Annotated in this window: 18 protein-coding genes and 1 pseudogene; 15 read left to right on the top strand and 4 right to left on the bottom strand. The window is 64.3% G+C overall.

Going from position 1 to position 14,199, the window contains the following annotated elements:
* The first annotated feature begins 49 nt into the window (after positions 1–49).
* From FIU89_RS07025 to FIU89_RS07040, 5 genes and pseudogenes are all read left to right on the top strand, one after another.
* On the top strand, positions 50–559 hold the full coding sequence (locus tag FIU89_RS07025; protein ID WP_152491937.1) for a DUF2937 family protein: 510 nt from the start codon (positions 50–52) through the stop codon (positions 557–559).
* A 312-nt stretch (positions 560–871) separates the two neighbouring features.
* Positions 872–2,185 carry a lipoprotein-releasing ABC transporter permease subunit gene (locus FIU89_RS07030; protein ID WP_152491938.1) on the top strand — a complete coding sequence of 438 codons (1,314 nt, stop codon included), beginning with the start codon at positions 872–874 and terminating at the stop codon, positions 2,183–2,185.
* The gene (locus FIU89_RS07035) at positions 2,178–2,861 is read left to right on the top strand and encodes an ABC transporter ATP-binding protein (RefSeq protein ID WP_152491939.1); all 684 of its coding nucleotides are present in this window, start codon (positions 2,178–2,180) and stop codon (positions 2,859–2,861) included. Before FIU89_RS07030 ends, FIU89_RS07035 begins: the two co-directional genes overlap by 8 nt.
* A 35-nt stretch (positions 2,862–2,896) precedes the next feature.
* Entirely contained in the window at positions 2,897–3,064 is a 168-nt protein-coding gene (locus FIU89_RS22910; RefSeq protein ID WP_368373293.1) for a hypothetical protein, read from the top strand.
* Between the two features lie 36 nt (positions 3,065–3,100).
* Positions 3,101–3,880, top strand: a pseudogene (locus tag FIU89_RS07040) (Ldh family oxidoreductase).
* Here the strand turns inward: FIU89_RS07040 and FIU89_RS07045 are convergent.
* Together FIU89_RS07045 and FIU89_RS07050 are read right to left on the bottom strand one after the other, a co-directional pair.
* Positions 3,877–4,167, bottom strand: coding sequence for a hypothetical protein (locus FIU89_RS07045; RefSeq protein WP_152491940.1), 291 nt, complete (start codon positions 4,165–4,167; stop codon positions 3,877–3,879). The pseudogene FIU89_RS07040 and the gene FIU89_RS07045 sit on opposite strands and share 4 nt — an antisense overlap.
* 65 nt (positions 4,168–4,232) lie before the next feature.
* Positions 4,233–4,415, bottom strand: coding sequence for a hypothetical protein (locus tag FIU89_RS07050; RefSeq protein ID WP_152491941.1), 183 nt, complete (start codon positions 4,413–4,415; stop codon positions 4,233–4,235).
* Positions 4,416–4,573: 158 nt separating this feature from the next.
* Between FIU89_RS07050 and FIU89_RS07055 the strand changes: the two genes are divergently transcribed.
* The 7 genes from FIU89_RS07055 to FIU89_RS07085 all read left to right on the top strand — a co-directional run bounded on the left by FIU89_RS07055 (position 4,574) and on the right by FIU89_RS07085 (position 9,618).
* Positions 4,574–5,224: a DUF3047 domain-containing protein gene (locus tag FIU89_RS07055; protein WP_152491942.1), complete on the top strand. Its 651-nt coding sequence runs from the start codon at positions 4,574–4,576 to the stop codon at positions 5,222–5,224.
* Positions 5,225–5,377: 153 nt separating this feature from the next.
* Positions 5,378–5,821, top strand: a complete 444-nt coding sequence (locus FIU89_RS07060) for a cytochrome c (protein WP_254701815.1) — start codon at positions 5,378–5,380, stop codon at positions 5,819–5,821.
* A 60-nt stretch (positions 5,822–5,881) separates the two neighbouring features.
* The gene (locus tag FIU89_RS07065; protein ID WP_152491943.1) at positions 5,882–6,280 is read left to right on the top strand and encodes a DUF4864 domain-containing protein; all 399 of its coding nucleotides are present in this window, start codon (positions 5,882–5,884) and stop codon (positions 6,278–6,280) included.
* Positions 6,281–6,368: 88 nt separating this feature from the next.
* Positions 6,369–7,268, top strand: coding sequence for a DMT family transporter (locus tag FIU89_RS07070; RefSeq protein WP_254701816.1), 900 nt, complete (start codon positions 6,369–6,371; stop codon positions 7,266–7,268).
* A 156-nt stretch (positions 7,269–7,424) separates the two neighbouring features.
* Positions 7,425–7,652 carry a zf-TFIIB domain-containing protein gene (locus FIU89_RS07075; RefSeq protein WP_152491944.1) on the top strand — a complete coding sequence of 76 codons (228 nt, stop codon included), beginning with the start codon at positions 7,425–7,427 and terminating at the stop codon, positions 7,650–7,652.
* Between the two features lie 181 nt (positions 7,653–7,833).
* Positions 7,834–8,793 carry an SH3 domain-containing protein gene (locus FIU89_RS07080; RefSeq protein WP_172978053.1) on the top strand — a complete coding sequence of 320 codons (960 nt, stop codon included), beginning with the start codon at positions 7,834–7,836 and terminating at the stop codon, positions 8,791–8,793.
* A gap of 75 nt (positions 8,794–8,868) precedes the next feature.
* Positions 8,869–9,618: a hypothetical protein gene (locus tag FIU89_RS07085; RefSeq protein WP_152491946.1), complete on the top strand. Its 750-nt coding sequence runs from the start codon at positions 8,869–8,871 to the stop codon at positions 9,616–9,618.
* Between the two features lie 60 nt (positions 9,619–9,678).
* Here the strand turns inward: FIU89_RS07085 and FIU89_RS07090 are convergent, their stop codons facing one another.
* Complete coding sequence (locus FIU89_RS07090; RefSeq protein WP_152491947.1) at positions 9,679–10,173, bottom strand: hypothetical protein; 495 nt, start codon at positions 10,171–10,173, stop codon at positions 9,679–9,681.
* 299 nt (positions 10,174–10,472) lie between these two features.
* Here FIU89_RS07090 and FIU89_RS07095 point away from each other — a divergent pair, with 299 nt between their 5' ends.
* The 3 genes from FIU89_RS07095 to FIU89_RS07105 are packed head-to-tail and all read left to right on the top strand — an operon-like array spanning position 10,473 to position 11,906.
* On the top strand, positions 10,473–10,790 hold the full coding sequence (locus FIU89_RS07095; RefSeq protein ID WP_152491948.1) for an antibiotic biosynthesis monooxygenase: 318 nt from the start codon (positions 10,473–10,475) through the stop codon (positions 10,788–10,790).
* Positions 10,791–10,850: 60 nt separating this feature from the next.
* Complete coding sequence (locus FIU89_RS07100; RefSeq protein WP_172978054.1) at positions 10,851–11,504, top strand: DUF433 domain-containing protein; 654 nt, start codon at positions 10,851–10,853, stop codon at positions 11,502–11,504.
* Positions 11,505–11,522: 18 nt separating this feature from the next.
* On the top strand, positions 11,523–11,906 hold the full coding sequence (locus FIU89_RS07105; protein WP_172978055.1) for a DUF5615 family PIN-like protein: 384 nt from the start codon (positions 11,523–11,525) through the stop codon (positions 11,904–11,906).
* On the opposite strand, the gene uvrB is transcribed toward FIU89_RS07105, so the two are convergent.
* Positions 11,903–14,101, bottom strand: coding sequence for an excinuclease ABC subunit UvrB (uvrB, locus tag FIU89_RS07110; protein WP_152491951.1), 2,199 nt, complete (start codon positions 14,099–14,101; stop codon positions 11,903–11,905). The genes FIU89_RS07105 and uvrB overlap by 4 nt on opposite strands.
* Positions 14,102–14,199 lie beyond the last annotated feature (98 nt).

Raw genomic sequence — 14,199 nt, forward strand, 5'->3', positions numbered from 1 at the left:
ACGCGCTATACTTGCCTCAAAACAAAAGACGACATAACGAGGCAGAGCAATGATTACCAAGGGACTGGCCCTGGCGGGCGGGCTGTGCTGTGCACTGGCCGCGTCGCAGTTTCCCGAGTTTTCCCAACAGTATAAGCAGCGTCTTTCGGGCGCTGTGGATGAATTGGCCTGGGTTGTGGAGCGGTTCGATGCCGATGCCGCGGCACTTGGCCTGAGCCGGGACGCGGCGCTGACCGACCTGGCGCGGGGCACCGCCATGGCGCGGGCGCGGAGCGAGAGCATGGGGCAGGTCCTGATCCGGCATGAGCGATTGTCTGCCCATCTGGAGCACCTGCGGACGACCAACTCGATCAGTGCGGCGCTGATCGGGTGGCAATACCTGGACCCGGAACTGGCGCAGAAGACCTGGGGCGATTTCGAGCCTGCGGTGCCGGTGACGATTGCGGGGGCTGGTTTCGGTCTTGGAGGGTTCCTGGCGGGGTATACGCTGATCGGGATGCTGCTGGGTGGATTGGGCCGGATGGTGCGGCGCAGGCCGGAGGCGACGCCGGCGGAGTAGGTGGGGCGCGGAAGGCGCAGACCTTCGAGAGGTTCAGAGTGTCTGATCAGGCAGCGGATGAGCCGCGCGATTGCCAGACCGCGGGATGGCGAACCCAGCGGTTTTGAATGCACTTTATGTTTGCCGCTTCCGGAAAACCTCGGATCGAAGCGCCAACGTCACCCAATCGCCAGCCCGGGGGGCGGTCTGGCGATCGCGCGGCGGCGCAGCAAGCTGCGCCTTGATTCCGCGCGGGCTTTGCGAAACCGGGGTTGACCTTTTCCCGGCACCGGATACACCGCAGATACACATAAGATACCCAGAGGTCCTATCGTGGCAGTTCAGCCCAAGCCGTTTTCCGCCTTTGAGACGATGATCGCGTGGCGCTATCTGAGAGCCAAGCGGGCCGAGGGCGGGGTCAGCGTCATGACGTGGATCAGCCTCATTGGCATCACGCTGGCGGTATTCGCGCTGATTGCCACGCTGGCGGTGCGCGCAGGCTTTCGGGCGGAGTTCGTGGACACCATCCTTGGGTCGAACGCGCATGTGACAGTTTACAATGCCGGCACGGTGGACCAGCAGACCGGCCGTATCGACCGGCAGATCAGCGACTACGCGGCGATGGCGGAGCGGCTGCGGCAGGTCGAGGGGGTGACGAGGGCAGCGCCCCTGATCAAGAACCAGGTTCTGGCCACCGTGGGCGACCGCAACGCGGGGGTCGAGGTGCGGGGGATCACGTTGGAGGATCTGAAGGGCTTGCCGCGCATCGCGGACCCCGAGACGGCGCAGGGTGATATCGAGGATTTCGCGCTGGACCCGGCCGAGGATGGCGTCTTTCCCATTGCTATCGGGTCTGGCGTGGCCAGCACCTTGGGCATCGGCGTGGGCGACAAGATCCGGGTGATCAACCCTACCGGCAACCGCACCGCCTTGGGCACCAGCCCGCGGGTGAATGCCTATGACGTGGTCTATGTGTTCAGCGCGGGGCGGTACGACATCGACCGGGTGCGGGTCTATCTGCCGTTTGCCGAGGCGCAGAGTTTCTTTAACAGTGAAGGCAAGGCCGACGAGATAGAGGTGATGATCGAGGAGCCCGAGCGGGTGAACGAGATGTCACTGGACCTGTTGCGCGCCGCCGGGGAGAACACGCAGATCTGGACCTGGCGGGATTCCAGCAGCGGGTTTCTGCGGGCGCTGGAGGTGGAGGACAACGTGATGTTCATCATCCTGTCGATCCTCGTGCTGATCGCGGCGATGAACATCACCAGCGGATTGATCATGCTGGTCAAGAACAAGGGGCGCGATATCGGCATCCTGCGCACGATGGGTCTGACCGAAGGGTCGGTGCTGCGCGTGTTCTTCATGTGCGGGGCCTTTATCGGCATCATCGGCACGGTGATGGGGACGGTTCTGGGGTGTCTCTTTGCCATCTACATTGACCAGATCTTCGGCATCCTGGACAGTTTCAGCGAGCAGCCGATCTGGACGCCGGACACGCGGGGGATCTATTTCCTGCCCGCCAAGCTGGAGTTCTGGGACGTGATGAGCGCGGTGGGCCTGTCGCTGTTCCTGAGCTTCGTGGTGACGATTTTCCCCGCGCGGCGGGCGGCGCGGATGAACCCGGTGGAGGCGCTGCGCTATGAGTGAGGCGATGCTGAAGCTGGCGGGGGTCGAGAAAGCCTATAACAAGGGCAAGGCCAACGAAGTGAGCGTGCTGTCGGGCATCGACCTGACGATCGGCGCGGGCGAGATGGTGGCGCTGGTGGCACCCTCGGGCGCGGGCAAGTCGACGCTGTTGCATATCGCGGGGCTGCTGGACACCGCCGACGCCGGTACGGTCGAGATCGGCGGCGAGGACATGGTGGGCCGGTCGGACCGCCGGCGCACGATCATGCGGCGGCAGGAGGTGGGGTTCGTCTACCAGTTTCACCACCTGCTGCCGGAGTTCACAGCCGAGGAGAACATCGTGCTGCCGCAGCTGGCCGACGGGATCGGCCGCAAGGTGGCCGAGGCGCGGGCGGCGGAATTGCTGACGCAGGTCGGTATTGCCGACCGGGCCGGCCATCGGCCCAGTGCGATGTCGGGCGGCGAGCAGCAGCGGGTGGCGTTCTGCCGGGCTTTGGCCAACAGCCCACGCTTGTTGCTGGCGGACGAGCCGACGGGCAATCTGGACCCCGGCACGTCGGATCAGGTGTTCGCGGCGCTGATGGAACTGGTGCGGGGCACCGGGCTGGCGGCGCTGATCGCGACGCATAATCTGGAGCTTGCGGCGCGGATGGACCGGGTTGTGAAGTTGGAGAACGGTCGGATCGTGGTGGGGTGAAACCCCACCCTACGCAAGCGAGAACGGCGGGTGCCATGCAGGTATCGCCTGACGAGATCGAGGCGACGGCGAAGGCGGCCCTGGTCGGGCATGGCGCCGAGGACTGGATCGCGGGCGAAGTGGCGGCGGCGGTGCGCGAGGCGGAAGGTTTGGGCAACGGGATCTGCGGGCTTTACTATCTTGAAAGCTATTGCCGGCAATAGCGGACGGGGCGCGTCAAGGGGGAAGCGGTGCCCGAGGTGCGCAGGCCGCGGCCCGGTGTCGTCGAGGTGGATGCGAAGTTCGGCTTCGCGCAGGCGGCGTTTTCCAGGGCGCTGCCGGAAGCGCTGAAGGCCGCGCGCGAGGCGGGCACGATCAGCCTGGCGGTCTGTCACGCGCATACCTGCACCAGCCTGGGCTATTTCACGGCACAGACCGCGCGGGCCGGGTTCATCGTGCTGGGCATGACCAACGCGACGCCGGTGGTGGCGCCGCCGGGCGGCAAGCATCGCGTGATCGGCACCAACCCGATTTCCTTTGCCGTGCCGGATGGCAGGGGCGGCGTGGCGATGCTGTTCGGCCAGTAGACCACCACCGTGGTGCTGGGCAAGATCACCATGGCCAAGGCCGCCGGAGAGACGATCCCCGAAGGCTGGGCCGTCGATGCCGAGGGCAGGCCTACGACCGACCCCGAGGCGGCGCTGAAAGGCTCGCTGGTCAGCATGGGGGGCTACAAGGGCTGGGGGTTCGGCCTGATGGCCGAGCTGCTGGCGGCGGGCATGACCGGCAGCCGCGCGGGCGTGGACCTGGGGCCGCTGAAGGCGCCCGAGGGCGCGCCGCATGACATCGGGGATTTCTACCTGATCATGGATCCGGAGGTGTCGGGCGGGGCGTTTTCTGATCGGTTGGCACAGGTCTCAGAGGCCGTGCAGCGAGACGAGGGCGCGCGGATGCCGGGGCAGGCGCGCGCGGTCAGCGATCCGGTGACGGTCGAGCCCGACGTCTGGGCGTTGGCGCAGCGGCTGGCGGGCGCGGATTAGCCGGAGCAGGTGGCGCGCAGCATGTCCATCGCGGGGGCGCGGCGGTCGTAGGACGCCTCGATGATGGCACGGCTTTGCGACGGGGTGCAATCGGCCAACCGGATGTTGCGACCGCGCTTGAGCGCCAGTGTCACGTCGTAAAGATCGTACTGATCGAGTTCAGCGAAGGTGGCGGCGCTGAAATGGGCGGGCACCAGGTCGGCCGGGTCGGGCTCTTCGTAATCCTGTGCGCGGGCGGCGCCGGCAAGGCTGACGCAGAGGGCTGTCATGGTGAGGACGCGGTACATCAAAAGGCTCCTGTTGTCTGGTACCGGAAATATAGGGCGCGGATACCGAAAACAGAAGAGCGGTTTCAGCCTGTCAGGTCGCAGGTGTCGTCCGGAGCGGCCCGGGCGCCGGGGGGCGGCAGCCGGTCCAGTTCCGTGGCGCAGGGCAGGGCGGCGCTGTGGGCGTCGGGCGCGGTGAGGGCCATCACAAGCAGGCTGGCGCCGAGGCGCAGAACAGGTTTCCAGGCAAAGGCGAGAGGCGGTGGCATGGGCGGCGTGTCCTTCGTGGCGTGTCGGATGCAGATGGGTCGGGGTCGCGGCCGGAGGGGTTCAAACGCCGAACGGGATCATCTGAGGCTCACGCAAGGGTGACTGGCGCGTGCGGGCGGGCCGGCTAGGTCACCGCGGGTAACGAGGAGGAACTGTTATGCGTATTGTTCTGTCGGCCGCCCTGGCCGCCCTGACCTGCCTTCCGGCGCCTGCGGCATGGTCCGCGCCGGTGACCTTTGATGGAAGCTGGAAACATCAGCGGTTCTCGCTGTTTTCGAGGAATGAGTATGCGCGGAGGGGCGGGGCACTGGACGTGGAGTCGGACGGCGCGGTGTCGCTGCTTTACCGCGAATTGCCACAGAGCGCATGGCAGGCCAGTGGCGCGTCGTGGAACTGGCAGGTGTCGCAAAGCGTGCCGCCCACCGATCTGGCTCGCAAGGGCGGCGACGACCGCAACCTGGCCCTGTACTTCGTGTTTCTGCCCGAAGCCGAGGCCGAGCGCGTGCGGGGCAGCCGCGTGACCCGGCTCTTGTCGAACGACGATGTGCGGGTGCTGGTCTATGTCTGGGGTGGCGAACACGCGCGGGGCGCGGTGCTGAACAGCCCCTATCTGGGCGCGCGGGGCAAGACGGTGGTGCTGCGCGGCGCGGGCACGGGCGAGGCGCGCGAAAGCGTCGATCTGGCGTCTGATTACGCCCGTGCGTTCGGCGGGCAGGCGACGTCGCTGGTGGGATTGGCTGTGTCCGGAGACAGTGATGACACTGGCAGCACGATCCAGGCCCGGATCTCGGGGTTGCAGGTGCGCTAGAGCACAGCGGGAGCGGGAACGGCGCCTGCATGATCCATATCAAGGTGCGCGTGCTCGGATCGGTGCATACTGGCCGGTGTACGCCGTTTGAGTCGTGCCGGAGCACAAATTCCGGTCGCGGAGCGCGGCGGCGCCAAACGCCCGGAGGAGCGCATGAAAATGTTCGGTTTGCAGAAGGTTTGGACCAGACACCTGCGGCTGAGCGGGGCGGTTGCAAGTCTGGTCCTTGGCGCGGTGCCGGTTCTGGCGGAGGGGAACGCCGGGACGGGTGCCGCGCTTTATGCGCAGCATTGCGTCAGTTGCCACGGGCCGCAGGCGGATGGCCGGGGGCCGATGCGCGAGGTGCTGCTGGTGCAGCCGTCGGACCTGACGACGCTGACCGCGCGCCATGGCGGCGCCTTTCCCGTCGAGCGGGTGGCGCAGCGGATCGACGGGCGCGACCCGCTGGTGGCGCACGGATCGAGCATGCCGGTCTACGGCGATTTCTTCGATAGTACCGAGCAGGTGGCGGTGCGCACCGAGGCGGGACAGCCGGTGATGGTGACGCCGCCGGTGGCGGACCTGGTGGCGTTCCTGCGGTCGATCCAGGCGCCGTAGACGCAGCCGGATTTGATGCGGGGGCGGGACGGGCTATTTCCTGTGAAAAGGAGTTTTGTCATGACCCGTTTTCTGTCTTTTTTCCTAGTGATCTTCCTTTTGGCCTTGCCGGCCCGCGCGGATGATGCGGCGCGGCAGGTGATCTCGGACCAGCTGGATGCGTTTCAGCAGGACGATTTCGACACCGCCTTTACACATGCCAGCCCGATGATCCAGGGCATCTTCGGCTCATCCGAGCGGTTCGGGCAGATGGTGCGCAACGGCTATCCGATGGTCTGGCGGCCTGCGGAGGTCGAGTTCCTGGGCGAGCGGGACAAAGGCGATGCGCTGATGCAGGACGTGCTGATTCGGGGCGCGGACGGGGTGTATCACGAGCTGGAATACGAGATGATCCAGGGACCCGGCGGCTGGAAGATCAACGGCGTGCGTCTCAAGCGCACCGGCGAGGGGATGGCCTGAGCGCGGCATTTATCGAGACCGGCTGACGGGGCGGTGCTTCCCGCAAGAAACGGGTCGCGACACCTTTGCGGTCGTGCCAGCAAGGGGCATGACCACAAGCCCTTCGATATCCGCGGCCTCGGCCGTGATGCTGCTGTCACTGGCCGCCGTCTGGGGCGGGTCGTTCTTTTTCGCAGAAATCGCGCTGGCCGAGGTGCCGCCCCTCACCATCGCGCTGCACCGGGTTTTCTGGGCGGTGCCGATCCTGTTGGGCGTCGTGTGCGTGCTGGGGCTGCGGTTGCCGCGCGCGCCGGGGGTGTGGGGCGCGTACCTGGTGATGGGGGCGCTGAACAACGCGATTCCGTTCTCGCTGATCTTCTGGGCGCAGGTGGAGCTGCAAAGCGGCCTGGCGTCGATCCTGAATGGCACGACGGCGGTCTTCGGCGCGGTGGTGGCGGGGCTGCTCTTGCGCGACGAGCCGCTGTTGCCGCGCAAGATCGTGGGGGCGTTGCTGGGGTTGATGGGCGTGGCGGCGATCATGGGGCCGGACCTGCTGCGCGGGGTGGATTTGCGCAACCTTGCGCAGCTGACGGTGCTTGGAGGGGCGCTGAGCTATGCGCTGGCGAGCGTCTGGGCCAAGCGAGCACTGGCGGGGCAGGCGCCGCAGATGAACGCGCTGGGGATGCTGATGGGATCGAGCGTCCTGATGCTGCCGTTGGCGCTTTGGGTGGACGGGGTGCCGCGCCTCGACCTGTCGGGGCATGTATGGGCGGCGCTTTTGTCGGTTGCGGCGCTGTCGACGGCGCTGGCCTACCTGCTTTACTTTGCCATCCTGCGGCGGGCGGGAGCGGCGAACCTGATGCTGGTGACGCTGATGATCCCGCCCTTCGCGGCAGGGCTTGGCGCGGCCTTCCTGGGCGAGCGGCTGGGGGCTGCGGCCTGGGGCGGCTTTTGCCTGATCGCGCTGGGGTTGTTGGTGACGGACGGGCGGGTGCTGCGGCGGGGGTGATCCATGTCACGGCGGCCGGGCGCGGCCTTGGGCCATCGTGTTACGTGGTGTGCGACATGCCGCCTGCGCGGTGCCATGTCCTGGGCCGAGGCTTGAGAAACCGGCATGCGATGCCCATCTGGAAGGCCATCAGTTTGGCTACAGGAGGACTGCCCGATGAAATGCCCGGTTGACGGAGAAACGCTGGTGATCACCGATCGCGCCGGTGTCGAGATCGACTATTGCCCGCAATGCCGCGGTGTGTGGCTGGACCGGGGCGAGCTGGACAAGATCATCGAGCGGACCACCCCCGAGGCGCCGGATGCCCGCGTGTGGCAGGCCGACAGTCGCCCCGAGAAGCGCAAGAAGCGCGGCGGGTTCCTGGAAGACCTGTTCGACTTCTGACCCCGCGCGGCGGATTTGCCGCGCCGACCATTGGCCCGATCTTTGGTCGCTGGGGCGTGGAATGTGCTATGATGGGCTTGTCCGTGGCTCGGCGGACAGGCCCGTGTTCTTTTCGAAAGCGCGTTACCTCTATATGTTTCAGGGCCTTTTGCTGCATGATTTCAATGGAGGGAGGTCCCTGATGAATACAGGGAATCTTTTTTTCGCCATTGCGATGGCCTGCGGGGCACCCGCCGCCCTGGTGGCGCAGGACGAGGCGCGGACCCAAACGGTGCGCTTCGCCGCAGGCACGTCCGGCACGACGATCACCGACAGGATCACCGGGTATGAGAGCGTGCTTTACACATTGAGCGCGGAGGCCGGACAGCGGATGCAGGTGCGGCTGGAGCCATCGAACCTGGCCACGTACTTCAACGTCTACGCCCCCGGTAAGGGGCCGGGCGACGAGGCGATTGCCAATGCCGGGACGATGGGCGAGATGGTGCCCGACCTGAACCAGTTCGACGGGGTGCTGCCTGCGTCGGGGACCTACACGATCTCGGTCTACATGATGCGCAGTGCCGCACGGCGCGAGGAAGTGTCGGAGTACAAGCTTTCCATCAGCATCGAAGGCGCGACGGAGGACGTGGTCCGCAACGACTATGCCGACGGGCTGCAGGGCGGGCCGGATTTCTATCGCGTGGCGACCTCGGGCGGTGGCGTGCTGAACCTGCGTGCGGCCCCGTCGGGCGGCGCTGCCGTGGTGACGGTGCTGAACAACGGGCAGAACGTCCGCAACCTCGGGTGCCGGATGGAAGAGGCGCGGCGCTGGTGCCGGGTGGCGACGCTGGCCGATCCGGGGGTCGAGGGATGGGCTGCGGGCGACTACCTTGTGGAGGGCAGCGACGATCCCGCCGCAGGCACGAGCGGCGCGGCTGCGCAGGCCACGGACATGCCGGATGCCGCCGCGCAGGCCTGCCTGACAGCGGTGACGGAAGAGACGGGCAACGCCGACGTGGTGCTGCTGAGTTCGACGTTTTCCGAGGCCGGTACCGAGGTGATCGTGGGCGTGGGGCCGGGGCAGGCGCCGTGGCAGTGCATCGCCTATCGCGATGGCTCGACCACGCGGCCCATGTCACTGACCGACGAGGGATCGCTCTGACAGGAAATCCCGGCGCGACAAAGCCCTAGCACCTGCCGCGCGCTCTTTGTAGGGTCCGGGCAGGAGGGCTTTCGTATGCACAAGATCATCGCGCTTTGGGCGCATCCCCGCTCGATGTCCACGGCGACGGAACGGATCATGCGCGAACGCGGCGATCTGGATGTGCTGCACGAGCCGTTCATGTACGACTATTACGTGGGCCAGGGGCGTGACTTTCCCGGCTTCGAGCCGGTGCCGGGGCATCCGACCACCTATGAGGGCATCTGCGACATGCTTCGGGAACGGGCCGAGAGCGGGCCGGTCTTTTTCAAGGACATGGCGTTCTACGTGGTGCCGCGGATGCTGGACGACCCGGAGATGCTGCGCCGGATCACGCATGTGTTCCTGGTGCGTCCGCCGGTGGCGTCGCTTCTGAGCTATCACAAGCTGGACCCGGATTTCACGCGCGAGGAAGTCGGTATCGAGGCGCAATGGCAGCTTTACCAGGCGGCGGAGGACGCGGACCTGTCGCCGGTGGTGATCGAGGCCGAGGCGGTGCGGGCCGACCCCAAGGGCATCATGCGTGCGCTCTGGGCGCGGATCGGGCTGGACTATACCGAGGCCGCGTTCAACTGGCAGGCGCCGCCCGAGGACTGGGAGCATGTCAGTGCCTGGCACGAAGAGGCCAGCACGTCATCGGGCATCCGCACGGCGGACCCCGAAGAGATGCTGCGCAAGGAAATGGAATTCGAGGCGCTGGTCGGGACCGCGCCGCATCTGCGGGACTACCTGCACCATCATGCGCCTTATTTCCAAAAGCTGTCGGACCGGGCGCTGCGGGTCTGAAGCGGCACCGCCCGCCCCGGAGCCATCGCGGGGCGGGCGGCGCATCCTGCGTTCGGTGCCTTACTGCAACTTCTCGACGATGTTGCCGGCGAACGCGTCAACCATCGCGGTGTAGAATTCCATGCTGCCGGGGGTGAGCAGCATGATATCCGCACCCGCCGGCAGCAGGACAGCGGCCTGCTCGGCGCTGACGGTCAGCGTGTAGGCCTCGTCATACTCGGAGCCGGCCCGTTCGATGATGACGTCGCCGGTGATGCGCGAATCGGCGAGATTCGCCGCGTTCTCGAAGGATGAGGCCAGTTCGACCGAGGTGATGTCGATCATGACATCGGCGCCGTCCTCATCCTCGGGGGCGATCTGGTTGGCCAGTCGGACGGCGAGGGTGTTTTGCAGGTCGGCGGGCAGGTTGGCCCAGACACTGGCGGCGGTGGCGTTCTGGATGGAGCTCAGGTCCGCCTCGACGGAAATGTCGGACACGGCGGTTTCTGCGGCGGTCGCGGCGAGCGGCAGGGACAGCACGGCTGCCAGCGCGGTGGTTCTGAGAAACGATTTCATCATTCAACTCCTTCTTTGCGAACGTCGGGTGGCCCCGTGGCGCACCGCTCCAGGCGTTCGGCGACATAACCGCGTATCGGCATGGCCGGTTCCCGCGCAGGTCAAAAATCGGCGGAAACGTGCCGTCATGATACGGTGCGCGGTTTGGAGGCGGTGGTGAGCGCTGTCGCGGGGCAGCGCCGAGGGTCGCGCGCGTGCCGGGGCAGGAGCAGGTGATCGAGGGCGTGCGGGTGCGGCCGGTGGATACGATCTCGTTTTGAGGCGGGGCTGTGCTAGGCTTAACGCGAGGAGGAATCGCCATGTTGAAGATCGAGGCCGGGGCCACGTGCCAGACCGTCGTGACCACGTTCGAATGCTCGCCCGGAACCTGCGCGGATTTGCTGGAAGCGCTGGAGGCGGCCTATGCGGAGTTCATCTCGAAACAGGCAGGGTTTATCGCGGCGGGGCTGCATGTGAACGATGCGCAGACGCGGATCGCCAATTACTCGCAATGGGAACGGCGGGAGGATTTCCAGGCGATGCTGCGGTCCGAGGAGATGCGGCGGCGGAACCGGGAGATCGCGACGCTGTGCACGCGATTCGAGCCGGTGATGTATGAGGTGGCGGGGGTGTTTTGAGGAATGCTTTGCAGCAAAATTTGATTGGATAATAGATTACGTAGGCAATAGATGATTGTTATGGGCACCTCGCAAGCAAATTCCAATGTAGTGGCACTTACTGAAGACCACGTTTCTAGAGTGACTGGTCTCACCAAGGGTCAGCTTAGAGCTTGGGATAGAAAAGGTTTTTTCCAGCCTAAGTTTGCTTATGATGATCGAAAAGCCGCATATAGCCGTTTTTATTCGTTCAAGGACGTTGTTGGTCTGAAAACTATCGAAACGCTCCGATCCAAATACAAAATTGGTTTCAAAAAGCTGAAAGACGTTGCTGAAGAGCTAAAAGCAAAAGGCTTCGATCACTGGGCGGACACTACCCTTTACGTGGTGAAAAAAGAAGTTCACTTTAGGAATCCGCAAACTGGGGACATTGAAAGCCTCCGAGACGGTCAACTTGCTATGCTGGCGGTCATAGATGTAATCAACGATGTCCAAGAAAAAGTCGCGGAGCTTAGTTCGCGACCTCAAGAAAAAGTCGGCGCGGTCGAGCGACATAAATTCGTTGCGAGAAACTCGTGGGTGATTTCTGGCACTCGAATTCCAACATCGACAATTCGTCGGTACTATGAGGCAGGTTTCAGCGTAGAGCAAATCCTGACCGAGTACCCGTCGTTGACAGCAGCCGATGTTCAAGCGGCTCTGGATCATGAAAATTGTTTTGATAAATCGGCATAAATTGTATGAAATTACCACATGCGATTTATGCTTGACGAAAATGTTCCCATGTCGGCCAAGAACTATTTGATGGGGACTGCACATGATGTTGAATTTATACGAGATCTGATACCCGAAGGTTCCGTTGACCCCTTGGTTGCTTTTGTTGCCGAAGACAAACAAGCTGTCCTAGTCTCACACGATGGTGACTTTCAAAAGATTGCGCCCCGAATTCCAGACGGGCAAAAAACCAGATTCAAAGGCTTGAGCCGCATTTGGCTGCGTTGCAACGAATTTCAGTCTGCCCAACGCCTCGAAAAGGCTATGACACTTATTGAAGCTGAATTTTTGCTTGCCCAAGCTAGCAAAGACGCTCGGATGCAGATCTGGATAAGCAACTCCTATATTCGAACTGAGCGCTAGCGCTTCTTCCGCTTCACATTCCCACCCCGTTGCCCCGGCCGTCCCGCCGTAGACCGGCCCTGTGACTTCGTGGCGGCGTCCGACGCGGCCTCGACCGCGGACTGGCGCGCCAGGGGGTCGTCGTGGACGGCGAGGTCGACGGCTTCGAGGCGTTTGACCTCGTCGCGCAGGCGGGCGGCTTCTTCGAATTCGAGGTTTTCGGCGGCCTTGCGCATCTCGGTGCGTAACCCGTCGAGATGGGCCTGCAGGTTGGCGCCGACGAGGGGCTTGTCGACCTTGGCCGTGACCCGGTTCATGTCGACATCGCCCTGGTAGAGGCCGGCGAGGATGTCCTCGACATTTTTCCTGATTGTTTCAGGGGTTATGCCGTGTTCTTCATTGTAGGCGATCTGCTTTTCGCGGCGGCGGTTGGTCTCGCCGATGGCGCGTTCCATGCTGCCGGTCATGCGGTCGGCATACATGATCACGCGGCCCTCGGCGTTGCGCGCGGCGCGGCCGATGGTCTGGATGAGGGAAGTTTCGGAGCGCAGGAAGCCTTCCTTGTCGGCGTCCAGAATGGCGACGAGGCCGCATTCGGGGATGTCGAGCCCCTCGCGCAAGAGGTTGATGCCGATCAGGACGTCGAAAGCGCCGAGACGCAGGTCGCGGAGAATCTCAATCCTTTCAATGGTATCGATGTCGGAGTGCATGTAGCGCACGCGGATGCGCTGTTCGTGCAGGTACTCGGTCAGGTCCTCGGCCATACGCTTGGTCAGCGTGGTCACCAGCGTGCGGTAGCCGGCCTGTGACACGCGGCGCACCTCGTCGAGCAGGTCGTCGACCTGCATCTCGACAGGGCGGATTTCGACCTGCGGATCCAAAAGGCCGGTGGGGCGGATGACCTGTTCGGTGAAGACGCCGCCTGTTTGCTCGATCTCCCACTTGGCCGGGGTGGCGGAGACGAAGACGGATTGCGGGCGCATGGCATCCCATTCCTCGAACTTGAGGGGGCGGTTGTCCATGCAGCTGGGCAGGCGGAAGCCGTGCTCGGCGAGCGTGAACTTGCGCCGGTAGTCGCCTTTGTACATGCCGCCGATCTGCGGGACGGAGACGTGGGATTCGTCCGCAAAAACAATGGCATTGTCTGGGATGAACTCGAACAGCGTGGGGGGCGGCTCGCCCGGGGCGCGGCCCGTGAGATAGCGTGAATAGTTCTCGATGCCGTTGCAGACGCCGGTCGCTTCCAGCATTTCGAGGTCGAAATTGGTGCGTTGCTCCAGCCGCTGCGCCTCCAGCAGTTTGCCCTCGCCGACAAGCTGGTCAAGGCGGGTGCGCAGCTCTTTTTTGATGCCGATGATGGCTTGTTGCATCGTCGGCTTGGGCGTGACGTAGTGCGAGTTGGCGTAGACGCGGATCTGGTCGAAACTGCCGGTTTTCTCACCCGTCAGGGGATCGAATTCTGTAATGGATTCAAGTTCTTCGCCGAAGAAGCTCAGCTTCCATGCGCGGTCTTCCAGGTGGGCCGGGAAGATCTCCAGTGAATCCCCGCGCACCCGGAACGAGCCACGCTGGAACGCTTGGTCGTTGCGGCGGTATTGCTGGGCCACAAGATCGGCCATGACGGCGCGCTGGTCGTAGTCGGAGCCGACCTTGAGGTCCTGCGTCATGGCGCCGTAGGTCTCGACGCTGCCGATGCCGTAGATGCAGGAGACCGAGGCCACAATGATCACGTCGTCGCGTTCCAGAAGCGCGCGGGTGGCGGAGTGGCGCATCCGGTCGATCTGTTCGTTGATCTGGGATTCCTTCTCGATGTAGGTGTCCGAGCGCGGCACGTAGGCCTCGGGCTGGTAGTAGTCGTAGTAGCTGACGAAATACTCGACGGCGTTGTTGGGAAAGAAGTTCTTGAACTCGCCGTAGAGCTGGGCCGCGAGGGTCTTGTTGGGGGCGAGGATGATGGCGGGGCGCTGGGTTTCCTCGATCACCTTGGCCATGGTGTAGGTCTTGCCGGTGCCGGTGGCGCCCAGAAGGACCTGGTCGCGCTCGCCATCGTCGACGCCCGCGGACAGCTCGGCGATCGCGGTGGGCTGGTCGCCGGCGGGCGAGAATTCGGTGACCATTTCGAACCGTTTGCCGCCCTCGAGTTTCTCGCGCGCCTTCACGTCGGGTGCGGGCGCGTGCATCAGGGCGGTGGACTTGTCGGAATGGGCGTAGGGCATGGGGCGAATCCTTGAGACTTGTCCTAGAGTTGTTGCCTGCGCGCCCGAGTTCAAGGCGGGCCGGGTGCGGCGCCCGCAATGGTGACGGGTTTCGTCAG

Origin of the sequence: Roseovarius sp. THAF27, assembly GCF_009363655.1 — a bacterium.
GTDB lineage: Bacteria > Pseudomonadota > Alphaproteobacteria > Rhodobacterales > Rhodobacteraceae > Roseovarius.